Annotated in this window: 21 protein-coding genes and 2 pseudogenes; 11 read left to right on the top strand and 12 right to left on the bottom strand. The window is 56.5% G+C overall.

Annotated features, from left to right (window positions below):
• Positions 1-12: 12 nt before the first annotated feature.
• The 7 genes from argR to acs form a co-directional block, all read right to left on the bottom strand.
• Positions 13-993 (bottom strand): transcriptional regulator ArgR, encoded by a 981-nt coding sequence (gene argR, locus ACYZT2_RS08490; protein WP_461971441.1) that lies wholly within the window; start codon positions 991-993, stop codon positions 13-15.
• A 266-nt stretch (positions 994-1,259) separates the two neighbouring features.
• Positions 1,260-2,024: an ABC transporter ATP-binding protein gene (locus ACYZT2_RS08485; protein ID WP_007904680.1), complete on the bottom strand. Its 765-nt coding sequence runs from the start codon at positions 2,022-2,024 to the stop codon at positions 1,260-1,262.
• Positions 2,025-2,051: 27 nt separating this feature from the next.
• Positions 2,052-3,164 (bottom strand): M14 family metallopeptidase, encoded by a 1,113-nt coding sequence (locus tag ACYZT2_RS08480; protein ID WP_461971440.1) that lies wholly within the window; start codon positions 3,162-3,164, stop codon positions 2,052-2,054.
• 1 nt (position 3,165) lies between these two features.
• On the bottom strand, positions 3,166-3,864 hold the full coding sequence (locus tag ACYZT2_RS08475; protein WP_095051591.1) for an ABC transporter permease: 699 nt from the start codon (positions 3,862-3,864) through the stop codon (positions 3,166-3,168).
• Complete coding sequence (locus ACYZT2_RS08470) at positions 3,861-4,550, bottom strand: ABC transporter permease (protein WP_007904805.1); 690 nt, start codon at positions 4,548-4,550, stop codon at positions 3,861-3,863. Before ACYZT2_RS08470 ends, ACYZT2_RS08475 begins: the two co-directional genes overlap by 4 nt.
• Positions 4,551-4,640: 90 nt before the next feature.
• A complete protein-coding gene (locus tag ACYZT2_RS08465; protein WP_447788801.1) occupies positions 4,641-5,414 on the bottom strand; it encodes an ABC transporter substrate-binding protein in 774 nt (257 codons plus the stop codon).
• Positions 5,415-6,099: 685 nt separating this feature from the next.
• A complete protein-coding gene (acs, locus tag ACYZT2_RS08460; protein WP_367374595.1) occupies positions 6,100-8,055 on the bottom strand; it encodes an acetate--CoA ligase in 1,956 nt (651 codons plus the stop codon).
• A gap of 416 nt (positions 8,056-8,471) precedes the next feature.
• Here acs and ACYZT2_RS08455 point away from each other — a divergent pair, with 416 nt between their 5' ends.
• From ACYZT2_RS08455 to ACYZT2_RS08430, 6 genes and pseudogenes are all read left to right on the top strand, one after another.
• Positions 8,472-8,735, top strand: a complete 264-nt coding sequence (locus ACYZT2_RS08455; RefSeq protein WP_008145979.1) for a DUF2790 domain-containing protein — start codon at positions 8,472-8,474, stop codon at positions 8,733-8,735.
• Positions 8,736-8,965: 230 nt separating this feature from the next.
• Positions 8,966-9,239, top strand: a pseudogene (locus tag ACYZT2_RS08450) (hypothetical protein).
• A 658-nt stretch (positions 9,240-9,897) separates the two neighbouring features.
• A complete protein-coding gene (locus tag ACYZT2_RS08445; RefSeq protein WP_007905373.1) occupies positions 9,898-11,148 on the top strand; it encodes a ribonucleotide-diphosphate reductase subunit beta in 1,251 nt (416 codons plus the stop codon).
• A gap of 534 nt (positions 11,149-11,682) precedes the next feature.
• On the top strand, positions 11,683-12,216 hold the full coding sequence (locus tag ACYZT2_RS08440; RefSeq protein WP_461971439.1) for a BRO-N domain-containing protein: 534 nt from the start codon (positions 11,683-11,685) through the stop codon (positions 12,214-12,216).
• A 120-nt stretch (positions 12,217-12,336) separates the two neighbouring features.
• Positions 12,337-13,053 carry an HNH endonuclease gene (locus ACYZT2_RS08435; protein ID WP_461971438.1) on the top strand — a complete coding sequence of 239 codons (717 nt, stop codon included), beginning with the start codon at positions 12,337-12,339 and terminating at the stop codon, positions 13,051-13,053.
• A gap of 227 nt (positions 13,054-13,280) precedes the next feature.
• Positions 13,281-14,282: a hypothetical protein gene (locus ACYZT2_RS08430; RefSeq protein WP_461971437.1), complete on the top strand. Its 1,002-nt coding sequence runs from the start codon at positions 13,281-13,283 to the stop codon at positions 14,280-14,282.
• On the opposite strand, the gene ACYZT2_RS08425 is transcribed toward ACYZT2_RS08430, so the two are convergent.
• Positions 14,283-14,972, bottom strand: a complete 690-nt coding sequence (locus tag ACYZT2_RS08425; protein WP_461971436.1) for a DUF6933 domain-containing protein — start codon at positions 14,970-14,972, stop codon at positions 14,283-14,285.
• A gap of 182 nt (positions 14,973-15,154) precedes the next feature.
• A pseudogene (locus ACYZT2_RS08420) lies at positions 15,155-15,972 on the bottom strand (sulfite exporter TauE/SafE family protein).
• A 112-nt stretch (positions 15,973-16,084) separates the two neighbouring features.
• Here ACYZT2_RS08420 and ACYZT2_RS08415 point away from each other — a divergent pair.
• Positions 16,085-16,852, top strand: coding sequence for an AraC family transcriptional regulator (locus ACYZT2_RS08415; RefSeq protein ID WP_461971435.1), 768 nt, complete (start codon positions 16,085-16,087; stop codon positions 16,850-16,852).
• Positions 16,853-17,003: 151 nt separating this feature from the next.
• Here the strand turns inward: ACYZT2_RS08415 and bglX are convergent, their stop codons facing one another.
• Positions 17,004-19,232, bottom strand: a complete 2,229-nt coding sequence (bglX, locus tag ACYZT2_RS08410) for a beta-glucosidase BglX (RefSeq protein WP_461973033.1) — start codon at positions 19,230-19,232, stop codon at positions 17,004-17,006.
• Positions 19,233-19,570: 338 nt separating this feature from the next.
• Here bglX and ACYZT2_RS08405 point away from each other — a divergent pair, with 338 nt between their 5' ends.
• Positions 19,571-19,888, top strand: a complete 318-nt coding sequence (locus ACYZT2_RS08405; protein WP_461971434.1) for a helix-turn-helix domain-containing protein — start codon at positions 19,571-19,573, stop codon at positions 19,886-19,888.
• A gap of 11 nt (positions 19,889-19,899) precedes the next feature.
• Positions 19,900-20,160 carry an XRE family transcriptional regulator gene (locus ACYZT2_RS08400; RefSeq protein ID WP_461971433.1) on the top strand — a complete coding sequence of 87 codons (261 nt, stop codon included), beginning with the start codon at positions 19,900-19,902 and terminating at the stop codon, positions 20,158-20,160.
• 239 nt (positions 20,161-20,399) lie between these two features.
• On the opposite strand, the gene ACYZT2_RS08395 is transcribed toward ACYZT2_RS08400, so the two are convergent.
• Positions 20,400-21,458, bottom strand: coding sequence for an MBL fold metallo-hydrolase (locus ACYZT2_RS08395; protein ID WP_461971432.1), 1,059 nt, complete (start codon positions 21,456-21,458; stop codon positions 20,400-20,402).
• A 214-nt stretch (positions 21,459-21,672) separates the two neighbouring features.
• On the opposite strand from ACYZT2_RS08395, the gene ACYZT2_RS08390 reads away from it, so the two are divergent.
• Both ACYZT2_RS08390 and ACYZT2_RS08385 read left to right on the top strand, forming a co-directional pair.
• On the top strand, positions 21,673-22,281 hold the full coding sequence (locus ACYZT2_RS08390) for a TetR/AcrR family transcriptional regulator (protein WP_461971431.1): 609 nt from the start codon (positions 21,673-21,675) through the stop codon (positions 22,279-22,281).
• 139 nt (positions 22,282-22,420) lie between these two features.
• Positions 22,421-23,128 carry a CTP synthase C-terminal region-related (seleno)protein gene (locus ACYZT2_RS08385; RefSeq protein WP_461971430.1) on the top strand — a complete coding sequence of 236 codons (708 nt, stop codon included), beginning with the start codon at positions 22,421-22,423 and terminating at the stop codon, positions 23,126-23,128.
• A 176-nt stretch (positions 23,129-23,304) separates the two neighbouring features.
• On the opposite strand, the gene ACYZT2_RS08380 is transcribed toward ACYZT2_RS08385, so the two are convergent.
• A complete protein-coding gene (locus tag ACYZT2_RS08380) occupies positions 23,305-23,631 on the bottom strand; it encodes a DUF2025 family protein (protein WP_461971429.1) in 327 nt (108 codons plus the stop codon).
• Positions 23,632-23,866 lie beyond the last annotated feature (235 nt).

Raw genomic sequence — 23,866 nt, 5'->3', positions numbered from 1 at the left:
ACGGCTTATCATCTAACCGCGCTCAGGCGGCACTGATGACAATTCGAACGGGCTGCTGCTGCGCCGCTGGTTGCGATCTTCGCGCGGCGTGGCGCCGAAGAAGTTGCGATAGGCGCTGGAGAAATGCGGCCCCGAAGAGAAGCCACACGACAGGCCGATCTGGATGATCGACTTACTGGTTTGCATCAACATCTGCCGGGCCTTGTTCAGGCGCAGTTCCAGGTAGTACTGGCTTGGAACCCGGTTGAGGTATTGCTTGAAGATCCGCTCCAGCTGCCGGCGGGACACGCACACATGCTGGGCGATTTCGTCGGTGGTTAGCGGCTCTTCGATGTTGGCTTCCATCAGCAACACGGCTTGCGTGAGCTTTGGGTGACTGGAACCGAGGCGATTTTGCAACGGAATGCGCTGGCGTTCGCCGCCTTCGCGGATGCGCTCTACCACCAGTTCTTCGGACACGGCACCGGCCAGTTCGGCGCCGTGATCACGGGCCAGCACGGCGAGCAGCAAGTCGAGCACCGACAAACCACCGCAAGCGGTCAGGCGATCGCGGTCCCAATCGAACAGGTGGCTGGTGGCGATGACTTTCGGGAAGCGTTCGGTAAAATCGTCCTGCCAGCGCCAGTGCACGGCAGCGCGGTAGCCGTCGAGCAAACCCAACTGCGCCAACGGGTAAACACCGGCCGACAAACCGCCGATTACACAACCGGCTCGCACCAGTTGTTTCAGCGCACTGCTGAGCGCCGGCGCGAGTGAGGTCGGTGGCTCGTCGGCGAGCAGGAACAGTTTCTGGAAGTTTTCGAGCTTGCCGGCCCAGGGCTCACCAGGCAATTGCCAGGCGCCTTCGGTCGGTGGTTCGGCCTGCAAAAACGACAGTTCGTAAACAACGTCCGGGTGCACACGCTGGGCAACACGCAAGGCCTCCTCAGCCAGCGCAAGCGTCAGGGCTTTAGTGCTGGGCCAAATCAGGAAACCAATTCGATGGGCAGTCATGGCGGGCAATCCGAAGCGAAGAACAGAATGAAGGCATGGGCCAAGGCTAGCCCGTAAATGAACACAAATCTCAAAACCAAGAAAAATCAAATGTGGAAGCTGGCATGTCGCGCCCCTGTAGGAGTTGTCCAGTGAAACGAGGCTGCGTTCTTTTGATCTTCAAAAAACAAGGTCAAAAGATCGCAGCCTTCGGCAGCTCCTACAGGGGATCTGGGTCGGCCTTGAGGTTGTGAAGCATGACCTAATTTGGTGCGTAACGGGAGCGATTACTTGAGGCTGCCGGACAGGAATTGTTGCAAACGTTCAGACTGCGGATTCACCAGCACTTCACGCGGGTTGCCGCTTTCTTCAACAACACCTTTGTGCAGGAACACCAACTGGTTCGACACTTCCCGGGCGAAGCCCATTTCGTGGGTCACCACCACCATGGTCCGGCCTTCCTGGGCCAGGGCCTGCATGACTTTCAGCACGTCGCCGACCAGCTCCGGGTCGAGCGCCGAGGTCGGTTCGTCGAACAACATCACCTCAGGCTCCATCGCCAGCGCACGGGCAATCGCCACACGCTGCTGCTCGCCGCCGGACATATGGCCAGGGTAGGCGTCTTTGCGATGAGCAACACCGACCTTGTTCAGGTAGTGTTCGGCCTTTTCGCGGGCTTCGGTCTTGGACATGCCGAGCACGTGGACCGGCGCTTCCATGATGTTTTCCATCGCGGTCATGTGCGACCACAGGTTGAAATGCTGGAACACCATCGACAGGCGCGAACGCATGCGTTGCAGCTGTTTCGGGTCGGCGGCTTTCAGCGCGCCGTCCTTGTTGGCGACCAGTTTCAGCTCTTCGTTGTTGAGCAGAATCTTGCCCGCGTGCGGCTGCTCGAGCAGGTTGATGCAGCGCAGGAAAGTACTTTTGCCGGAGCCACTGGAGCCGATGATGCTGATCACATCGCCAGCCGCCGCTTTCAGGGACACGCCCTTGAGCACTTCGTGACTGCCATAGCGTTTATGCAGGTCTTGGACTTCAAGTTTGTACATGCGGTCGGTTCTCACAAAAACAGTCAGTCAGTCGTTGAGCAAGCGCCCGTGACGCAGCGCTTCGCGCCCCGCCACCTTGGCCAGCCAGAAACCGGGTTGGGCATAACGCAGCCGTTCAATGGCAAACAGCACCCCGGACGTACCAGCACACACCGTGCTGACCCGATCCGATAACGGATCGATCACTTCAAAAATCTCGTCGCCCGCTTCAACCCACTCACCGGGTTTACGCAGAAAACTCACCACGCCCGGATGCGGCGCGAACAGCAATTCGGTGCCTTCGAACGGCATGCCTTCGCAAGCATCTTGCGCAGGTTTTGGCCATTCGCCGCTGATCAAGCCTTGTTCGGCGAGGAACGCCAGAATGCCTTCGGCGTAAGCCTCTGCCTCTGGGCGACCGGTTTCGGATTGGCCGCCCAACTCGATGGTCGTCGCCAAGCAGGCCAGTGGAATCGTTGCATCTGGGAACAGACGCGACAGGCGCAGCCATGGCAGCGAACACGCTTCATCAAAGGAGCTGCCACCGGAATCTTCCGCCAGCAGACCGACCTTGACGTTCAAGTGCGCAGCCAGCGAACGCCAATGCGGCCAATGTTGCGGCAAGGCATACATGTGCAGCGCCGCTTCGCAATCGCAGTGCAAATCCAGCACCACATCGGCGGTGCAGGCATGGCTGAGCAAGATGCGCTGCATGCCTTGCAACTGACTGGCAGCCGGCGGTAATGCAGCCAGCACGTCGCTCATGGTTTCACGGATCAAACGGATATTGGCGTGAGGATCGTCACCCAGGTGCCCTTGGAGCTCAGCGGCCACGGGCTCGCTCAGTTCGACGAAATCCCGGTTGAAATTTTTGCCGCTGCCGGCCTCGAAACGACCCTGATGGTTACCCTGAAGCAGTTGACCGAGGCCCAGTGGATTGGCCACCGGTACCAGTTCGATCACACCGTTCAGCAAGCCTTGGGCTTCAAGTTCGGTCAGGCGCTTTTTCAGCTCCCAGGCCGTGCGCATCCCCGGCAGCTCATCGGCGTGCAGGCTGGCCTGGATGTAGGCCTTGCGCTCGCCAGAACCGAAGCGGAACACCGAAATCCGGCGTTCGCTGCCCAGGTGGCTCCACGGCAATGCATGATCGATGCGTTCCATATCAGTGCTTCCGCGGGGCCAGATAGCCCAGCCAGCGGTGCTCGGCCATTTTGAACAGGCGCACCAGAATGAACGTCAGGCACAGGTAGAACACGCCGGCGGTGATGTAGGCTTCGAACGGCAAGTAGAACTGAGCATTGACCGTGCGCGCGGCGCCGGTGATGTCGATCAGGGTCACGATGGACGCCAGACTGGTGGTCTGCAGCATCATGATCACTTCGTTGCTGTACTGCGGCAGTGCCCGGCGCAGGGCCGACGGCAGCAGGATCCGCTTATACATTTTGAAGCGCGACATGCCCATGGCCTTGGCTGCTTCGATCTCGCCATTCGGCGTGGCGCGCAGGCTGCCGGCGATGATTTCGGCGGTGTAGGCACTGGTGTTGATGGCAAAGGCCAGGCACGCACAGAACGTGGCGCTGGACAACCATGGCCAGAGGAAGCTTTCACGCACCGCTTCGAATTGCGCCAGACCGTAGTAGATCAAAAACAGCTGCACCAGCATCGGCGTGCCGCGGATCACGTAGGTGAACAGCCAGGCACTCATGTTGACGACCGGCTGTTTGGAGACGCGCATCAGCCCCAGCGGCAATGCCGCCAGCAGACCGAAAAACAGCGACAGCGCGAGCAATTTGAGGGTGGTCACCAGGCCGCCGAAGTACAGCGGCAAGGCCTCCCAAATGACGTTGTAGTCGAAGATCATAGATCAGCCGCCCTTACGCCTACCGAGTAGCGCTTCTCAAGGTGACGCAATGCCAGCAACGAGACGCTGGTGATCACCAGGTACATCGCCGCCACTGCGAGGAAGAAGGTGAAAGGCTCGCGGGTAGCGTCTGCCGCCTGCTTGGCCTTGAACATCATGTCTTGCAGACCGACCACCGAAATCAGCGCGGTCGCCTTGGTCAATACCAGCCAGTTGTTGGTGAAACCCGGAATCGCCAGACGAATCATCTGCGGCACCAACACCCGGAAGAACACCTGAAAACTGCTCATGCCGTACGCCATGCCAGCTTCTGCCTGCCCCTTCGGGATTGCCATGAAGGCGCCACGGAAGGTTTCCGACAGGTACGCACCGAAGATGAAGCCCAGGGTGCCAATACCGGCGGCCAACGGGTTCAGGTCGATGTAATCGTCATAGCCGAGCATCGGCGCGACGCGGTTGAGCAGGTCCTGGCCGCCGTAGAAAATCAGCAGGATCAGCACCAGATCGGGAATACCGCGGATCACCGTGGAGTACAGGTCGCCCAGCCAGGCCAGCCAGCGTATTGGGGACAGACGCAGCGCAACGCCGATCAGACCCAGAACAATGGCCAAGACCATGGACGACAAGGCGAGCTGAAGCGTCAGCCATGCGCCATCGAGGATGACAGCCCCGTAGCCTTTCAACATGATTCAGGTCCTCGAAAGTTGGGATGAAAAAATAGCGCAAACCTCAGAGATCCTGTTGCTTGCGCCATTTCGGACGTGTTGCGGGGACGTTTACTTGCCGTAGATATCGAAGGCGAAGTACTTGTCCTGGATTTGCTTGTACTTGCCGTTCTCGCGAATGGCCGCGATCGCGGTGTTGATCTTGTCTTTCAGCGCGTCGCCCTTGCGAACCGCGATACCTACGCCGTCGCCGAAGTATTTGACGTCGGTGAAGGCCGGGCCCACGAAGGCGAAGCCCTTGCCGGCGTCGGTTTTGAGGAAACCGTCATCCAGCAAGGTCGCGTCTGCCACGGTGCCGTCGAGGCGACCGGCGGCCACGTCGAGGTAGATTTCGTTCTGCGAACCGTAAGGCTTGATCTCGGCACCCAGTGGGGCCAGGACTTCGCGGGCGAAACGCTCGTGGATCGAACCACGTTGCACGCCGATGTTCTTGCCCTTCAACTCAGCCAGGCTGTCGCTGACTGCAGTGCCGGCCTTCATGACCAGGCGAGCCGGGGTGTTGTAGTACTTGTTGGTGAAGTCCACGGACTTCTTGCGGTCTTCGGTAATCGACATGGACGACAGAATCGCGTCGATCTTGCGCACTTTGAGTGCCGGGATCAGGCCGTCGAATTCTTGCTCGACCCATACGCACTTGACCTTCATCTCTTCGCACAGGGCGTTACCGATGTCGTAGTCGAAACCGACGATGCTGCCGTCCGGCGCCTTGGAGGCGAACGGAGGGTAAGCTGCTTCGATACCGATTTTTACGGGCTTGTCATCGGCGAAGGTCGGCAGGGACAGCACGGACAGTGCCAGGGCGCCAAGCAGCACAAGTTTCTTCATCTTGGGACTCCATCGGTAAAGGGCAAAAACGGCAGAGTGAGCGACAGCCCAATATGCGAATGGGTTAAACAGCAAAGCGGTGCTGCGTCCTGGAATGCGTGCGCTGAATTCAACATTGATTTCAACACCGGCAACGACGAGCGAGTGATCGGCATTCTAACGACAGGCCCGAAGCCGATATTTCTTCAATGCGACAACAAATTACAGATGCACCGAGAATGCCGCTTGAGCGCGTTGACAGCCTTGCAATTTCATGCAAGAGCAAAAGACAGTGAACCGATCTATATTGCAAATTGCGGGCCCATTATTGGCAAACCCTTCTAATCCGGCAAGCGCAGCGTTGTGTCTTATTTTTCATGCCGGGTTGAGAGGCCCTGAAACGGGGCTTTGCGTTTCCCAATGCCTCGTTGACGGGCGTGCGGTTACACATTCGGTTACTTGAAGAGTGCTGGGTAACAGTGGGAAAGCGCCTACGGCGGACACCGATAATTATTGGCCGTTGTTGATATGGCGTCTGACAGACCGCCTTCGCGAGCAGGCTCGCTCCCACAGGGAAACGCATTCCAAATGTGGGAGCGAGCCTGCTCGCGATGAGGCCCGAACTGCCACTGCAAAACCATCAGCCAATAAAAAACCCCACCAGGCTCAACACCTGGCGGGGCTTCGATGACTCAAGAATCGGCGCTTAAGCGACGTTCATGGTCTTGTGCGTATCAATCAAATGCTGCACCACACCCGGATCGGCCAGGGTTGAAATATCCCCCAACCCATCGTATTCAGCCGTAGCAATCTTGCGCAGAATCCGGCGCATGATCTTGCCTGAACGGGTTTTCGGCAGCCCCGGCGCCCACTGAATCACATCCGGCGAAGCAATCGGACCGATCTCTTTACGCACCCAGTTTTTCAGTTCCAGGCGCAGTTGCTCGCTCGGCTCTTCGCCACCGATCAACGTGACATAGACATAAATGCCCTGCCCCTTGATGTCGTGCGGCACACCGACCACCGCCGCTTCGGCGACTTTAGGGTGAGCGACCATCGCACTTTCGATCTCGGCAGTACCCATGCGGTGACCGGAAACGTTAAGCACGTCATCCACGCGACCGGTGATCCAGTAATAACCATCCTCGTCACGACGCGCACCGTCTCCGGTGAAGTACATGCCACGGAAGGTCTTGAAGTAAGTGTCGACGAAGCGATCATGGTCGCCATACAGCGTGCGCGCCTGGCCTGGCCACGAATCGAGAATCACCAGGTTGCCCTCGGCAACGCCTTCGATGATGTTACCCAGGTTATCCACCAGCGCTGGCACCACGCCGAAGAACGGACGTGACGCCGAACCAGGTTTCAGCGCGTGAGCGCCCGGCAACGGGCTCATCATGTTGCCGCCGGTTTCGGTCTGCCACCAGGTATCGACGATCGGGCAACGGGATTGGCCGACATTCTTGTAGTACCAATCCCAGGCTTCCGGGTTGATCGGCTCGCCGACCGAACCCAACAGACGCAGGCTGCTGCCATCGGCGCCTTCTACAGCGGCGGTGCCCGACGCCATCATCGCGCGGATCGCGGTAGGCGCGGTGTAGAGGATGTTGACCTTGTGCTTGTCGACGATCTTCGCCACCCGGGTGATGTCCGGATAGTTCGGCACGCCTTCGAACAGCAGCGTGGTCGCGCCATTGGCCAGCGGGCCGTAGACGATATAAGTGTGGCCGGTGACCCAGCCGACGTCGGCGGTGCACCAGTAGATTTCGCCCGGACGGTAGTCGAACACGCGCTCGTGGGTCATCGCCGCATACAGCAGATAACCGCCGGTGGTGTGCTGCACGCCCTTCGGTTTGCCGGTGGAACCGGAGGTATAAAGGATGAACAGCGCTTCTTCGGCGCCCATCTCTTTCGGCGCGCACACACTGCCCGCCACTTTCATCAGGTCTTCGTACCAGATGTCGCGATGCTGGTTCCACTTGATGTCGCCACCGGTGCGCTTGCACACGATGACCTTCTGGATGCTGCTGGTTTCCGGGTTGGTCAGCGCGTCGTCGACGTTGGACTTCAGCGGGATTTTCTTGCCGGCACGAATGCCTTCGTCAGCGGTGATCACCACTTTCGAGCGGCAATCGATGATGCGACCGGCCAGGGCTTCCGGCGAGAAACCGCCGAACACCACCGAGTGAATCGCACCGATCCGGGTGCAGGCCAGCATGGCGACCACGGCTTCGGGGATCATCGGCATATAGATCGTCACCACGTCGCCGCGATGCACATCCTGGCCGCGCAAGGCGTTGGCGAACTTGCAGACTTGTTCGTGCAGCTCGCGGTAGGTGATGTTGCGGCTTTCGGCAGGGTCATCCCCTTCCCAAATAATCGCGATTTGATCGCCGCGCTCCGCCAGATGACGGTCGAGGCAGTTGTAGGAAACGTTCAGCGTGCCGTCGGCGAACCATTTGATGTCGACATGGTGATCGTCGAAGGATGTCTGCTTCACCGTGGTGAAAGGCTTGATCCAGTCGAGGCGCTTGGCTTGTTCACGCCAGAAGCCGTCCGGGTTGACGACCGACTGCTGGTACATGGCCTTATAGGTGGCCTCGTCAGTCAGCGTGTTGGCTGCTACCTCGGGACGAACGGGATACAAAGAAGCCGCACTCATCTTTCTTACCTCGGTGGAATAGTTGTTTTTGTATGGCCCAGTTGTAGCCGGGCCGGGCCTATAGAACCATTCGACGATGGTAGTAACAAGCCCCTACAAAATATCGTGACAAGCACAAAACAGGGTCCCGAATACAACGCCACCCCTGTAGGAGCGAGGCTTGCCCGCGAAGAACGATAACGCGGTCTGCCTGAAAAACGCCGATTGTTACGAAAACTGCCAAAGGTGTTTATCAAAAGCACGGCTATATGCACGCCACCCTCAAGCCTAAAATCAACCTCGCCAACACGGCAACGTGATTAACCCAGTTGTAGCCCCCACGAAGGCAGTTAATCCAAGACTCTTTATTAAAGCTCCACACGCAATCCCAAAAAGATTGCGTGCCCCCCCTTCGACTTCAGAAAGGTAAATCTCAAATGAAAGCTTTATTAGTTCTGGCCCTCAGCAGTCTGTGCGCAACCGCCATGGCAGACGAGGTCCCGACTGATGTCGCACAGCAACAACCCGCCGTTGAGGAATACACCTACTCCACTCATCTGGACATCGCCAAAGTTATATCGATGAGCGAAATCCCGAACGTCTGCGAAGTGGTTCCGGCCAAAATGGAATACGACGACTCCAAAGGTCAGCGGCACATTCTGCGCTACAGCGTCATGGGCAACGGCTGCTCCAACGGCTGATCCGCCCGCAAGCCCGACGGTCCACGGTCCATGTAAGAGCTGCCGCAGGCTGCGATCTTTTGATCTTTTTCCCAAAGCTCACCCACTAAAGACAGACTAAACCGCTCACCTAACAAATCGATTAATTAGATTGCTTTAAGCATTTATTTGCGATTTTTAATCAAAATACTTGGCGTAGTATCAATTCCACACCCAAGGCACAAAACGCCAACAAACCTGGAGTCACTACCATGAAAACCAAACTGATCATCGCCCTGACCCTTTCTGTCCTGGCCGCCAACACCTTCGCCGCCGATGGTTACGACCGCACTGGCTCGTCTACTTTCACTGAAGCGGCTGTCGCTGCTGATGGTTCTGATCACACCGGCACTGCCAAAGTCGCCGCTGACGGCTTCGATCACACCGGCGCTGCCAAAGTCGCTGCCGACGGCTTCGATCACACTGGCGCTGCCAAGGTAGCTTGCCGACGGTTCTGACCACGTAGGTGCAGCTCGCTTCAGCTGAAAGTCGAACACGACCTCACAGCCCGACTTCGGTCGAGCTTAGTTGTGTCTGGAGTGGTCAAAAATCGACCAAAACCACTACATGTAGTAAAAAATGCCGTTTCTGGTTGTTTTTTGAGCAAACTATTCCAAAAACATTTTCAGCCAAAAACTGCACACAATCCCACCCACAAAAACGCTTCCCCTCCCCTGAAAGCCCCGCCCCACCTGGCTTGCAACACAACAGCAGACCATAACAACGCAAACACCCAGCCCTCACCGTCAAAAACCAGCCAAAACAGACGAAAAAAAAACTTCCTCCACCAAAGCCCTGTAAACCCTCGCTCCAACCTGAAAACGCCCCTCGCCGACCGCTCCGAGTGCCATTTCGCCGCACCACGGGGCCGAAATTTTCCTTATAATGCGCACTTAAACGGGCCTGCAATATTCCCTTACAGGGGTGAAAAGCCAGTCTGAAGCCCACGCAGAGCGGTTCACGTTTTCTGCGCCCATCAGTGGCTTCGGAACACCCGTACAAAATTCTGTTTATTGCCTGCGTTGTACTGCTGCAAAAAACGATTTCCTTTAGATCCAACGCGGCCAGAAAAGGCTGTGTGAAAAACCAAACCTATCAATTTTTCACACGGGCAATCTGGCCCTCACGCAGGAGACGACACGTCATGCTGAGCTGGGACGAATTCGACAAAGAAGACAGCGGCGAGACCGTGGTAAAAGGCGCCAACGCCGGCCACGCGACTGAAGCCAACATGGACCGACTCGACACCGCTGGTGGTGTCGCCGCTCAAGAAGCTCGCGCTGTTACCGCGACCGACTCTGCCGCAATCGCCCGTGCCAAAGCTGCCCTGGACACCCTCGACGTTGCCGAAGGCCTCGCCGAACTCGAAGGCGCCTCCGCCCGCGTTGCTGTCGACGAAAAGCGCATGATCAACTGCCGCGCCGACCTCAACCAACTCGTACCGTTCAAGTACGACTGGGCCTGGCAGAAGTATCTCGACGGTTGCGCAAACCACTGGATGCCGCAAGAAGTCAACATGACCGCCGACATCGCCCTCTGGAAAGACCCGGAAGGCCTGACCGACGACGAGCGCCGCATCGTGATGCGCAACCTCGGCTTCTTCTCCACCGCCGACTCCCTGGTTGCCAACAACCTGGTCCTGGCCGTGTACCGCCTGATCACCAACCCGGAATGCCGCCAGTACATCCTGCGCCAGGCGTTCGAAGAGGCGATCCACACCCACGCCTACCAGTACTGCATCGAATCGTTGGCCATGGATGAAGGCGAGATCTTCAACATGTACCACGAGATCCCATCGGTCGCGAAAAAAGCCACCTGGGGCCTGAAATACACCCGTTCGATCTCCGATCCGAAGTTCGAAACCGGCACCGTCGAAACCGACAAAGAGCTGCTGCGCAATCTGATCGCCTACTACTGCGTTCTGGAAGGCATCTTCTTCTACTGCGGCTTCACCCAAATCCTCTCCATGGGCCGCCGCAACAAAATGACCGGCGTCGCCGAGCAGTTCCAGTACATCCTGCGCGACGAATCCATGCACCTGAACTTCGGCATCGACGTGATCAACCAGATCAAAATCGAAAACCCGCACTTGTGGGATGCTGAAATGAAGGAAGAAGCGAGCCAGATGATTCTGCAGGGGACTCAGCTGGAGATTGAATACGCGCGGGATACCATGCCTCGCGGGGTGTTGGGCATGAATGCGGCGATGATGGAGGATTACCTGAAGTTTATTGCTAACCGTCGCTTGAGCCAGATTGGTTTGAAAGAAGAGTATCCAGGGACGACTAACCCGTTCCCTTGGATGAGCGAGATCATGGACTTGAAGAAAGAGAAGAACTTCTTTGAGACTCGGGTTATTGAGTATCAGACTGGTGGGGCGCTTAGCTGGGATTAATAGCCTGGCTCTCCACGATTTGACGATTTGCAGCCTGAGTCGACAAATCGAAAAAGAAAAGCCCCGATATGATCGCAATGCTGTTCACTTAAGGAAAAACGCCGCTTATCCCGGAATGGGAAAGCGGCGTTTTTCTTGAGCTTCACCGTAAGACCGAAAATCAAAAGTCTTCGGTTTACGGCTTAAGTGAACAGCATTGCGATCTGATCGGGGCTTTTTTTGTTGGGCGATGAGTAGTCTCTTTCCATCCCTACGTCGCAGCGCTAAATCTCCTACAGCACTTACAGCCGCTTCTGAATTGATGCGCTCCGCAAGCACCTCTAAGCTCTATCGCAGGTGTCTAAGAAACGCCCAACGTAGAAAGCTCGGCCAGTTGCACAGACGCGTATGTCGTCGGTGGCAATTGCCCTGCTCGTTGGGATTTCTTAAGTCCACTCTACGTTGGGGTCAGGCCCTCCAAAAAACTAAACGTAGAGGTCATGGATATGCCTGGATATACCCTTCTCCGCACCTTCCTTGTTTTGGAGGTCGGTCATGCCTGATCCTTTTTCTGTAACAGTCTTCTCTCGCCACAACCTTGCTCTGCATGCCCTTCTGCTCGAAAACCAGCCATGGTTCTGCGCCCGCGATATCGGCCGTCTGATGGGTGTTCATCTGAGTGAACGTATGGTCAACAAGCTAGATAAGGATCAGCGTCGCGTTTTGTGGATTGAGTATTTCCGGCAACCGGAAAAACAGCTGATTCTGAGTGAATCCGGTGTGTATGCGTTATTGGTGTATCACTACGTACCGGGAAATCGGTTGTTGCGGGAGTGGCTAACCCATCAAGTAGTGCCGGCATTACGCGATGCGGAGCAGTCGAACAATTCGGATCGGCCGATGTTGAGTTTGTTGGATTGGCCGGAGATGTCATTGAGTCTGTTGCATTGGCAGGATGAAGGCTGGATTCGGCTGCGGGACATGCCTTATCTGTTGCTCAATCGCACGCGGCGTCGGGTGCCGGTGGTTAAGCCTTGGTGGCGGAAGGCTTTAGAAGTATTTCAGTCGTCGAAGCATTCGGTGGGTTAGAGCGATGGTGTATTTGTAGGATCGCTTGAGCGATACGTCGGTCTTTTCTGTAGGAATTTTCGTAGACAGGTGTAATGGCCACTCAGTATCGTCCGAGGGTTTTCAACCCTCGGCGATTGTATGGACATTGAAAAAGAGAAGAATGACTGGAGCGACGAAGAACTTGAGGCGGCAGTCGAAGGCTACTTGAAGATGTTAGTGATTGAGAAAAGCGACCAAAAGCTCAACAAGGCACATGAAAATCGCCTTTTGCGCGGAGGGGTGCTGATTAATCGCAGCAGAGTCTCCATCGAGTATCGGATGCGTAATATTTCCACCGTACTCCATGATTTGTGCCTGCCGTACATTGTTGGATACCTGCCTGCTAAACATCTTGGCGCTGGCGTAGCCCAGCGCGTACGAGCAGCAATGATTGCAAAAGGTGCTTTCGACCCTGACGACTATGCACCTACTGCAGATGATCAAGAGTTAAACGCCAAGGTTCTCAAGCTTAAACAGCGCGAAATGGTAGGCATCCCTCGCGGTATCGAGAGGCCACAACGGGTGAGCGGCACGACCTCTTCATTTTTACGTGATCCATTGATCAAGGCCTGGGTACTTAAGAATGCCAACGGGGTTTGTGAAGGTTGCGGTCAGGACGCACCATTCAAGCTGCCAAATGGATTGCACTTTCTCGAAGTCCACCACGTTAAGCACTTGGTCAACGACGGCCCGGATCAGGTGACCAACGCTGTCGCGCTGTGCCCGAACTGTCATCGTCGCTGTCACTATTCCAGTGATAGGAATGAGTTCACCGCTTCGCTTTATAAAAGGGTGGATCGGCTAGAAGATGAGTAGCTGAGCTAAACACTAAACCGTTCGGGGGAGCAAGCTCCCTCGCCAGTAGGTGGTCTTGGTCAGCGCAAGGCGCATGGACTGCGGTGATGTTGGGAATCGCGAACAGGCTCTCGCTCCCACAGGTTTGTTTATTGCCTCGGGTTTTGCGATGTGTTGAAAACAGGCAGTGCAACCCGCCTCGCCTCCCGCTATTAATACCCTTCCCCACTCAAGGACCCGAGCCCACCATGAAATTCGACCTCGCCTACTGCCTCAGCCTCGACGATAAGCTGTCGATCTATGACGTGCGCGATTTGAATTTCGACGAGACGATGGAGTTCGATTCCGCCAAGGAGCACTTCCAGTGCCCCAACGATGCTTGCCGTTCGGCGTTTGATGCGGCCAACGTGTTGGGGACGTTCAACGCCAAGAATGTGAATTACGTGCGCACGCCGCACTTCAAGAACATCCCCAGCACGCGGCATGTCGAGGGTTGTCCTTATGTCAGTCTGAAGACGCCGGCGTTGGGCATGGAGGCGGACGGTGCGGAATCGGATGACAGTCGGGAGGAGCATTTTCCGTCGGAGTTGTTGCTGACTCGGCGTGAGTATGTGCGTAAGCCGTCCAACCCGGCGGTGACGGCGGATGTTGTGCGCGATGAGCCGCGAGTGTCTTCAGCGGCCAGTAACGTCGAGCATCCGAGCCGGGAGTCGGCGCCGGACAAGACCAGTGTCTTCGCCCATCCGGTTGAGTGTTTTGTGTCGAACTTCGAGGACAAGGAGCTGCTCAAGCGCATGCCGCTGAAGATTGGCGAGCACACGGCGCCTTATGGGTCGTTCTTCAAGAAGATCGAATACCTGCAGGACAACAAGGGGCTGATTTACTGGGGCAAGATCAAGGAGATCAAGGATTACACGCAGAGCTTTCGCATCGATTTCGAACAGAAGGTCTGGTTCAAGCAACCGGACGAGGCGAAGAAGAAGAAGAAGAAGAAGCCTTACTCGGTGAACGTTTACCTGAGCAAGAAGCTGATCGACAACTACCGTAAGCGCAAAGCGTTTCTGGAAGAGATCAAGCACGCTGTCGACAGCGAGGCGCAGTTGTATTGTTTCTTTTATGGGGTGACGCCGGAGTTGAAGCAGGTGCCGAGCAAGAAAAACCCTGAACAGACGTTCGGGGTGTTCAGTGCCAATATTGAGAACCTGGATCACTTCATTATTCGTGAGGTGCCGGGGTTGGCGGAGAAGTAATCAGCCTTGCTGAAGACGACTCTCCAGATCCCTGATTTCCTGCTTCACCTCTTTACGTCGATCACGTGCAGCCTGAAGGACTTGCTCATCCCGCCCGCAGTATGTGCGTAACCAGTGCGCCATCATTTCCTCGCTCAGATAGTAAGAGTCTTTATGATCTTTACTGCCTCTGAGGAAGTCGTTCATCTGCGCGTCGAAGCGGCCGGCCGCATACTCATCCGGCGGTAAGGTGCCCCACTCTGCAGCGCAATCCTGGAAGAACCAGGCGATATCTTCGATGTGCTTTTGCGCACCGCGATGTCGGCGTTTGTATAGCCGGTACTCGCGATTGCTTTCCTCAAAGCGCTCCATCATCGGCTCATCTTCGACCCAGCGAAGAATGTCGTGCTGCCCCGCATGATGGATCAGGCCATTGATCCATCGCTCAGAAAACCGATGAACAAAACCCTCAACGTCAGCCTTTTTAGCGTCGGCGAAGATCATGCAGTAACGGGTTTGCACATGGATGACGAATAACACGTGCTTGCGTTGGACGGTGATGGCATGGACCAACCACTGTTCGGTGAACTCACCTTGCTCATCGTCCTCGATAGCGGGCGATGGCGGTTTGTCCACTGGGCTGATTTTTTTACCCTTGTGCACGCGACTGAAGAAGTTGCTGGCCGCTTCGGTGCAGTTGAAGATCAGCATCCTTGGTCCTTTGATTAATAAGGTTGTATCGCTCAGTCCGGTCGCTCAATCTCTTCAACCCACTCAAGCTCGGGGGGCTGACGAACAACATCAGCAATTCCCTCACGGGTCTTTTCACTGAGATCCGATATCTTGAACAGTGCGAAGGCCTATTCTTGCGAATAAGCCGACTGATTCCAACCTCACTTGGCGCACATACTCAGCATCACCAAAACCAGCAAACCAATATATACCCGCGCATGCACCCGATCCGGTATCCGCCCGATCCACGGTGTGGCCAGCCGGATGCCTGTTATCGATCCGGCAGTCAGTACCGCAAACGCCAGTACATCCACATAACCGACAAACCAAGGCCCCGGATCAAACTCGGTAAAACCCGCCATGGCCATGTAAGTCAGTGTCCCGGCCAGCGCAACAGGCAAGCTCAACGGATTGGCCATGGACGTCGCCTGAGACATGCTCAGCCCACAACACCGCAACAACGGCACGGTCATGACGCTGCCGCCCACGCCGAGAAACGTGGCGATGGTGCCGATGCCTACACCGCCGCCAGACATTTCTGCCCGCCCAATCGCCGTGGGATTACGGCGGCGGACTGTGTGAGAAAACCGCGTCGGAACAAGCAGTCCAGAATCGTCACGCCGAGGTAGGCGATGAAGGCAAAACGGATCAGCTCACCACTTGCCCACATCGCTGCAACAGCTCCGACGATAGCGCCCAGGCCGATGAATCCGCTCAACGGCCAGACGTAATGGCGAATGAGATTACCGGCGCGGTGATGCTTTGCGGTGGCGATCAGTGCATTGATGATCATCACACAGGTCGAGGTGGCCACGGCGATGTGCATCGCCGATTGGCTGATGGGATCGTCGGCCCCGTGGCTGGCCGTGAGCATGCGGTACAGCAAGGGCACGACGACGAATCCGCCGCCGAAGCCGAACAGCACGGCGGTGACGCCGGTCATGCAGCCGAAGAGTGCCAGTAACAGATAGAAGAACATCGCGCATCGTCCGTGGGTTGAGAGTGGCCGACGATAGAGCGATGGGGCTTGGCCTGCTTCAGAAAGTCAGCCAATAATGTTTGCGTTTACGCCAACCGCTGGATGCCGCTCGATGCGCAATGTTTCGATTGATCTGCTGGACGCTACACCACGACCGGTGGTGGCCATCGGCACGGATCATCCTGACGGTCGTCTGTTGCCGCGCCATACCCACCGGCGGGCGCAGTTGTTGTACGGCGCCACCGGGGTGATGCAGGTGAGTACGCATGACGGCAGTTGGGTGGTGCCGCCGCAGCGGGCGGTGTGGATTCCGCCGGGGGTGGCGCATGAGGTGTTGATGCTGGGGGTGAGCACTCGCAGCTTGTACATCGAACCGGGGGTGGTTGATCTGGGCAACCGCTGCCAGGTGATCAGTGTTTCGCCGTTGATGCGGCATTTGTTGATGGAGGCGGTGGAGGTTGCGCTGGAGTACGACGAGGCCGGGCGCGACGGTGCGCTGATCGATTTGCTGCTGCATGAACTGGCTCGTAGTGCTCATTTGCCGTTGCACATTCCGCTGCCTGTTGATTCGCGGCTGCTTGGGTTGTGTCAGATGTTTCTGCGGCAACCGAACGCTCACCAATCGCCGCAGCAATGGGCTGATCAGTTGCATATCAGTCTGCGTACTTTTAATCGGCTGTTTCGCCAACAGACTGGCTTGAGTTTCAGCCAATGGCGGCAGCGGGCCTGTGTGGTACTGGCTTTGGCGCGGCTGGCGGTGGGCACGCCGGTGACGCGGATTGCGCTGGATTTTGGTTACGACAGCCCGGCGGCGTTCTCGACGATGTTTCGTCGGGTGCTGGGGCAGGCACCGTCCGTTTGGTTGGAGGGGGCGAAATAGCGAGCTCGCGGCAAGCGCAGAACCGTAGGAGCGAGGCTTGCCCGCGAAGAACGATGACGCGTAATACCTGAAAAACCGCGGTGTATTCTTCGCGGGCAAGCCTCGCTCCTACGGTTCTGCGCTTGGCTCTTCATTTTCTGACTGACTGGCCTTAGCCACTGCCTTGTTCTGACAGCAACTCAAAACTCTTTTCTTTCACATCCTGGGAATCCAGCCCGATTTGCACCCGGAACTCGCCCGGTTCGGCGGCGTATTCCAATTGGCTGTTGAAGAACTTCAAGTCGTTCTCGTTAATGCTGAAATGGACCGCTTTCTCCTCTCCGGCCTTGAGCATGATTTTTTGGAAGTTCTTCAGTTCTTTGACCGGACGGCTGACCGATCCAACGACATCGCGGATGTATAGCTGAACCACCGTTTCGCCGTCACGCTGGCCGATATTCTTCACTATGACGCTGGCGACAAGATTGTCGGTCTTGCTCAGTGTGGTCGAAGACAGGGCCATGTCGGTCAGGCTGAAATCGGTATAACTCAGCCCATAGCCGAAGGGATAAAGTGGCCCATGGGTTTGATCGAAATATTGCGACGTGTAGTTGCGAAGCGCACCCGCTATGTAGGGGCGACCGGTGTTCAAGTGGCTGTAGTAATTGGGGATCTGCCCCACGGAGCGTGGAAAGGTGATGGGTAATTTACCGGACGGGTTGTAGTCACCGAACAACACATCGGCAACGGCGTTGCCTCCCTCGGAGCCGCTGTACCAGGTTTCCAGAATCGCATCGGCCTGTTTATGCTCCTTGCCAATGGACAGTGGCCGGCCGTTCATCAATACCAGTACCAGCGGCTTGCCGGTGGCTTTCAGGGCAGTGATCAATTCACTCTGGCGTCCAGGCAGATCGAGGCTGGTTCGACTGGCCGCTTCATGAGACATACTGCGGGGTTCACCCACCACGGCAATCACGACATCGGCTTGCTGTGCAGCCTTGACCGCTTCATCAATCATTTCTGCTGCCGGACGAGCGTCGTTCGCGATTTCGGACACTCCCTGGTATTCCAGGTATTTAACCACCTCCTGATCCTCCTCGAGATTGGCGCCTCGGGCATAGATCAGCGAGCCCTGGTTCATCGCGTTTTTCAGCCCGTCGTAGATTGTCACCGATTGCGCGGCTACGCCGCTTGCGGACCAACTGCCCATGATGTCGACGGTACTTTTTGCCAACGGGCCTATGAGTGCGATCACGCCTTCTTTTTTTAGCGGCAAGAGTCCGTTTTCATTCTTCAGCAGCACCAATGTCTTGCGTGCCACCTCACGAGCCTGGGCTCTGTGCAGACGGTGCTCGGCATTGTTGTCAGCGGGGTCTTCACTGGCAACGCCGATGCGCCGGTAAGGGTCTTCGAACAACCCCATGTCGTACTTGGCCCCCAGCACTTCGCGCACAGCATTATCGATATTGCTCTGGGAAACAGCGCCCGACTCAAGCAGCCCAGGTAGCTCCGGACCGTAGGAAAAGTCGTTCATGCTCATATCCACGCCGGCCTTGATCGCGAGCCTGGCCGCTTCACGGTGATTTTTCGCCACACCATGCTGAACCAGATCGTTTATCCCGTTATGGTCGCTGATGACCAGTCCCTTGAAGCCCCATGCCTTGCGCAGCAGGTCTTGCATCAACCATGCATTGGACGCGGCTGGCACACCATTTATCGAGTTAAGCGCCACCATCATCGCCCCCGCGCCACCCTCAATTGCCGAACGATAAGGTGGCAGGTAATCCTGGTGCATTCTGGCCAGGCCCATGTCCACGCTGTTGTAATCGCGTCCACCCTCGACAGCCCCATACAACGCAAAATGTTTGGCGCTGGCCATGATGCTGTCGGGTGCACTCGGACTTGTGCCCTGGTAGGCCTGAACCATCGCTTTGGCAATGCGCGAAACCAGATAGGTGTCTTCACCAAAGCCTTCGGAGGTGCGTCCCCAACGAGGGTCACGGGCGATATCTATCATCGGGGCGAAGGTCATATCGATACCGTCCGCACTGGCTTCTTTTGCCGCGATTCGACCGCTCAACTCGATAGCGCCGATATCCCAGCTGGAGGCCAACGCCAGGCCAATGGGAAAAATGGTTCGATGGCCGTGTATCACGTCCCAGCCAAAAAACATCGGTATTTTCAAGCGGCTTTGTTGAGCAGCGTCTTGCATGGGTCGGTTTACGTAACGGCTTACAGAGCCGTAGGTACCACCGATTCGCCCGGCGGCGATCTCTTCGCGTATCTTTTCGGGCGTCATCTTTTCATCAATAGCGATCAGCCGCAGTTGGCCGATTTTTTCCTCCAGGGTCATCTGATTTATCAGGTTGCTGACAAAGGCCTCCTTGCTTAACGATGCCATATCAGCCACGACGGGCAGACTTGTAAAACCGATCAGGGCACATAACAGACGTAGTCTTTTCATGATTCCCTTCCCCGCATAACGCTATGACGAACTGCGTCATAAACGCCACCTTTCCTTGTATTGAAAATCAGAAAGCTGACGTTCAATCATTACTGCTGCAGGAGCTGAAAGCCCTGAGCTTTCAGGGTCCTGCATAGAAACAGCGTAGTCGCTCCCAAGCTCCTGCCTGACTGAAAAGTGTAATCAATCAAAAAAATGAGTTTGATCCGGGCTCAAAACAACTGTACAAAAACACAGTACATTTTTAATCAGCACTCTCGAGCCCGGAGAACACCATGGCCACTCTTGCGATGAAAATCACCCTGGAACGTATCGCCCTCTTCCAGTTCACCCCCGCCCACTGTGCCCAGGCCCGAGCGATGCTGGGCTGGAGTGTTGAAGAGTTATCCGAGGAGTCCGGGGTTTCCGTTGACGCCATTCTGCGTTTCGAGGCAGAGCGCGATGTGCTGGACGTCACCCGGTTGGCGTTGGCGTATCGGTTTGAGTCGCAAGGCCTGGTGTTCTTCCCGGGATTTGCACCGGGCAGAGGGATGAATGTGCGAGGGTCTACACCGGATCCGGTGGGGCGAGCGGATTATGCGATGGTCGAGTGAGGTATCAGCAGATGAATGAAATCGATGGAAGCAACAGTAGCGTTTATGACGCATTGGGTGATCCCGATGCTGGAGAGAAGCGGGCCAAAGCCGAATACGTCATGAAGATAGGCTTGCTTCTCAAAACCGGTCGGCTGAGTAAGACCGAGGCTGCGCAAAGACTCGGACTGTCTCAGGAAGAACTGGACGAAATACTGAGTGGAAAATTTCGCGATTTGACCGTGGCAAAGATCTCGGAAAATCTGAATCTGCCAGTGGATGAACGCAGATAGATGGGTCAAGGAGCCCGGGCCGCACCTAATAACACCGACATCCTCTTTGTAGCAGCTGGCGAAGCCTGCGTTCGGCTGCGCAGCAGTCGTAAAATCAGAGATTGCGGTACGTCTGGCAGACCGCGTAGCCGGATTCACGACTGCTGCGCAGCCGAACGCAGGCTTCGCCAGCTGCTACAAATTGCATTACAGCACCGGCATAGGGCCGCTCCCACGGCAAGCGGCCCGGCAGCACAACATCAAGCGTTCTGTACCGTCACTTGATCGTTTATACCTTCCAGCCCCAGCCACCAGGTATGACCACGCTGCGGATACATCACATTGAACGCCTCGCCCATCTGCGGCGTGGTGATCGACACATTCCGCTCCCAGGCCAACGCCAAAATACGGTCGAAAGGTTCGTACCAGGCGTGCATTGACAGGTCAAAGGTGCCGTTGTGGATTGGCAGCAACCAGCGCCCTTTAAGGTCTATATGCGCTTGCAGGGTTTGCTCGGGCTGCATGTGAACGTGGGGCCACTCGACGTTGTAGGCGCCGGTTTCCATGAGCGTGAGGTCGAACGGGCCGTACTGTTCGCCGATGCGTTTAAAGCCGTCGAAGTACCCGCTGTCGCCACTGAAAAAGATCCGCGTGTCGCCGTCGATCATCACCCACGACGCCCAAAGGGTACTGTTGCTGTCGAACAGCCCACGACCGGAAAAGTGCTGCGAGGGTGTGGCGACGAATTGAAGACCATCGACTTCGGTGCTCTGCCACCAATCCAGTTGGCGCACTTTGCTGGCATCGATACCCCATTTGATCAGGGTGTCGCCCACACCCAGCGGGGTGAGGAAGTATTGAGTTTTATCCGCCAGTTTGAGGACGGCCTGATAATCGAGGTGGTCGTAATGATCATGGGACAGGATCACCGCTTCAATCGGCGGCAAGTCTTCGAGGCTGATCGGCGGCTGGTGGAAACGCTTGGGGCCGGCCCACTGCACCGGTGAGGCGCGCTCGGCGAATACCGGGTCAGTGAGCCAGAATTTGTCTCGCAGTTTCAGCAGTACAGTTGAATGACCAAGGCGATAGACACTGTGATTGGGCGCGGCGATCAATGCAGCCTGGGTCAGGGTTTGCACCGGGACCGGAGCAGACGGCCGGGTGTCGCGCGGTTTGTGGAAGATCATGTTCCAAATAATGCGCAAGGTTTTGCGAAAGCCTTCGCGCGTCACCGGTACATGGTTTCGATACTGCCCTTGAGCCTGTCGTGAAGCTTCAGGCGTTGAGGCGTTATCCGCTGCAGAAGTTGAAGTGGCCATGACTGAATGACTCCAGAAAAACCGCAGATTCGCGATTTTCCGCTTGGGACGATAAATGGCCAAAGCACGCACGCATCAGCCGGAGATTCTATTTCTTACTGGGCAGGATTAACAAAACATTACACTGCACAGTGTAGTTTCAAGGTTGCATCAAAGCCGATCACAAGTAAACTGCCAAGTGTAATTCTCCACTTCTCCCTGCCTAAGCGTATTTATGACAGCTCCACAGCGCCTCACTGACCGTAAACGCGAAGCCATCATCCAGGCGGCGATTGCCGAATTCCGTGCCAACGGTTTCGACATCACCAGCATGGACAAGATCGCCGCCACCGCGGGCGTGTCGAAGCGCACGGTGTACAACCACTTCCCGAGCAAGGAAGAGTTGTTCGCCGAAATTCTCAATCAATTGTGGGCACGGGTGACGGCCGAACAGGAAACGGCTTACCGCCCTGACCTGCCCCTGCGCGATCAGTTGCGCCTGATGTTGCAGGCGAAATTGCAGATGCTGGCCGATGACAATTTTCTCGACCTGGCACGAGTGGCAATTGCCGCCACCATCCATTCTCCCGAGCGGGCACAAAACATGGTCGCCCGAATGGGTGAGCGCGAAGAAGGAGTGACGGTATGGATTCGCGCCGCTCAGGCCGATGGCCGATTGAAACCGGTCGCACCCGAATTCGCTGCGCAACAGGTCCAGGGATTGCTCAAGTCGTTTGCGTTCTGGCCGCAGATCTCCATGGGCCAGCCAGGCTTGTCACCCGAGATGCAGCACACCGTTGTGGAGTCGGCGCTGGACATGTTCCTGGCCTGTTATGAGCTCTGAATCGAGCTGCAAAAAATGACAATGTCCGCGGTTTTATCGCTGATCGGTAGCCCTGCATAAAACACCGCAATGTGTTTCAGGATGAAACTGGCGCCGGGCTATCGCATCAACACTTCATAGACAAGCGTCGAGATCACTCATGGAAACCAGCGCCATCCGCATCGCCCTGATCGGCGATTACGACCCACAGGTCACCGCCCATCAAGCCATTCCCGTCGCCCTCGGCATGGCTACCGAACACTCAGGCCAAGACATACAGTTTCAATGGTTGGCCACCGACCGCATCAACACCGATACGCCACTGGATGCCTTCGATGGCTTCTGGTGCGTGCCCGCCAGCCCTTATCGCGACATGGACGGCGCATTGCGGGCGATCCGTTTTGCCCGCGAGCAGCAGCGACCTTTCCTCGGCACGTGCGGCGGTTTTCAGCACGCGGTGCTCGAATTCGCCCGCAACGTTCTGGGCTGGAGCGATGCCGAACACGGCGAGACCTCGCCCGAGGCGACGCGGGCATTACTCACGCCGCTGACCTGTTCGCTGGTGGAGACGTTCGACAGCATTCATTTGGTTGAAGGCTCATTGATCGCCAAGGCGTACGAAAACGCTGAGATTCGCGAAGGATATCGCTGCCGTTATGGTGTGAATCCCGAGTTTGAACGAGAGTTACTGAAACAACAGTTGCACGCAGTTGGCCACGATTCGGCGGGGGATCTGCGGGCGGTGGAGCTAAAAGATCATCCGTTCTTCGTCGCCACGTTGTTCCAACCGGAACGTGCTGCGCTCACGGGTATTCTGCCGCCGTTGGTCCGCGCGTTGATCGAGGCTTGTGCGAGGCAACAATTATGATCGCTGAGCGGGCGTATCTGTTTGAGCAGTGATTGCTGCAGTGTTTTTTAAATCGCCTTCGCGAGCAAGCCCGCTCCCACATTTGATCTCGGTCGTTCACAGATTTTGTGTACGCAGAAGATCCACTGTGGGAGCGGGCTTGCTCGCGAAGAGGCCCTGACAGCCAGTACAAAACCTCAACCCCGCACCAAACTCCTCACCGCCGTAATCTGCGGCACCTCCTGCCGACTCATGTACACCCGCAGCGGTTCGGTGATGTTGATCCGGTCGTCGATGTTCTGGTCCAGCAGCAGTTGGATCAGTTCGCGCTTGAGCGTCATGGCCTGCTCGGGGCCCGGTGCCCAGACGAATTCACTGGTGGGGATGATGCCGTCGTCGGCCACGTCCATGCCGAACGAGTCCTCGCTGAAACGAACGATGTACTGTCCGGTCTTGCGATTGAGGCCGACGAAGCCTTTGAGTTGGTCGGCGGCCTGGCAAATGAGCTGGGAAGTGATGCGCATGATAAACCTCACAAAAGGTCACAAAGGACCGGTGATCGATGGTTTACACGCAGGGCAAGTGAACGGGTTTCCCTCTTGCCGGGGAAGTTGCCGGGGTCAAGAGTACTGCAAAGAACCGCACAAAAGCGCTGAAAAAATCTGCTTTAAACACATTTATGTCAGTCCGGCGATAGCGCAAGCGGCGCTCAGTTGTTAAAAGATACGTCTTTGAAAACCCATCGCAAAAGGACTTCGA

This window comes from Pseudomonas sp. MDT1-85, from assembly GCF_054898065.1.
This window is presented reverse-complemented; position numbering and strand designations above follow the sequence as displayed.

Excerpts from the sequence above, each read along its gene's own strand:
- argR (WP_461971441.1), bottom strand. The coding sequence starts at position 993 with ATGACTGCCCATCGAATTGGTTTCCTGATTTGGCCCAGCACTAAAGCC.
- ACYZT2_RS08485 (WP_007904680.1), bottom strand. The coding sequence starts at position 2,024 with ATGTACAAACTTGAAGTCCAAGACCTGCATAAACGCTATGGCAGTCAC.
- ACYZT2_RS08480 (WP_461971440.1), bottom strand. The coding sequence starts at position 3,164 with ATGGAACGCATCGATCATGCATTGCCGTGGAGCCACCTGGGCAGCGAA.
- ACYZT2_RS08475 (WP_095051591.1), bottom strand. The coding sequence starts at position 3,864 with ATGATCTTCGACTACAACGTCATTTGGGAGGCCTTGCCGCTGTACTTC.
- ACYZT2_RS08470 (WP_007904805.1), bottom strand. The coding sequence starts at position 4,550 with ATGTTGAAAGGCTACGGGGCTGTCATCCTCGATGGCGCATGGCTGACG.
- ACYZT2_RS08465 (WP_447788801.1), bottom strand. The coding sequence starts at position 5,414 with ATGAAGAAACTTGTGCTGCTTGGCGCCCTGGCACTGTCCGTGCTGTCC.
- acs (WP_367374595.1), bottom strand. The coding sequence starts at position 8,055 with ATGAGTGCGGCTTCTTTGTATCCCGTTCGTCCCGAGGTAGCAGCCAAC.
- ACYZT2_RS08455 (WP_008145979.1), top strand. The coding sequence starts at position 8,472 with ATGAAAGCTTTATTAGTTCTGGCCCTCAGCAGTCTGTGCGCAACCGCC.
- ACYZT2_RS08445 (WP_007905373.1), top strand. The coding sequence starts at position 9,898 with ATGCTGAGCTGGGACGAATTCGACAAAGAAGACAGCGGCGAGACCGTG.
- ACYZT2_RS08440 (WP_461971439.1), top strand. The coding sequence starts at position 11,683 with ATGCCTGATCCTTTTTCTGTAACAGTCTTCTCTCGCCACAACCTTGCT.
- ACYZT2_RS08435 (WP_461971438.1), top strand. The coding sequence starts at position 12,337 with ATGGACATTGAAAAAGAGAAGAATGACTGGAGCGACGAAGAACTTGAG.
- ACYZT2_RS08430 (WP_461971437.1), top strand. The coding sequence starts at position 13,281 with ATGAAATTCGACCTCGCCTACTGCCTCAGCCTCGACGATAAGCTGTCG.
- ACYZT2_RS08425 (WP_461971436.1), bottom strand. The coding sequence starts at position 14,972 with ATGCTGATCTTCAACTGCACCGAAGCGGCCAGCAACTTCTTCAGTCGC.
- ACYZT2_RS08415 (WP_461971435.1), top strand. The coding sequence starts at position 16,085 with ATGCGCAATGTTTCGATTGATCTGCTGGACGCTACACCACGACCGGTG.
- bglX (WP_461973033.1), bottom strand. The coding sequence starts at position 19,232 with ATGGCATCGTTAAGCAAGGAGGCCTTTGTCAGCAACCTGATAAATCAG.
- ACYZT2_RS08405 (WP_461971434.1), top strand. The coding sequence starts at position 19,571 with ATGGCCACTCTTGCGATGAAAATCACCCTGGAACGTATCGCCCTCTTC.
- ACYZT2_RS08400 (WP_461971433.1), top strand. The coding sequence starts at position 19,900 with ATGAATGAAATCGATGGAAGCAACAGTAGCGTTTATGACGCATTGGGT.
- ACYZT2_RS08395 (WP_461971432.1), bottom strand. The coding sequence starts at position 21,458 with ATGGCCACTTCAACTTCTGCAGCGGATAACGCCTCAACGCCTGAAGCT.
- ACYZT2_RS08390 (WP_461971431.1), top strand. The coding sequence starts at position 21,673 with ATGACAGCTCCACAGCGCCTCACTGACCGTAAACGCGAAGCCATCATC.
- ACYZT2_RS08385 (WP_461971430.1), top strand. The coding sequence starts at position 22,421 with ATGGAAACCAGCGCCATCCGCATCGCCCTGATCGGCGATTACGACCCA.
- ACYZT2_RS08380 (WP_461971429.1), bottom strand. The coding sequence starts at position 23,631 with ATGCGCATCACTTCCCAGCTCATTTGCCAGGCCGCCGACCAACTCAAA.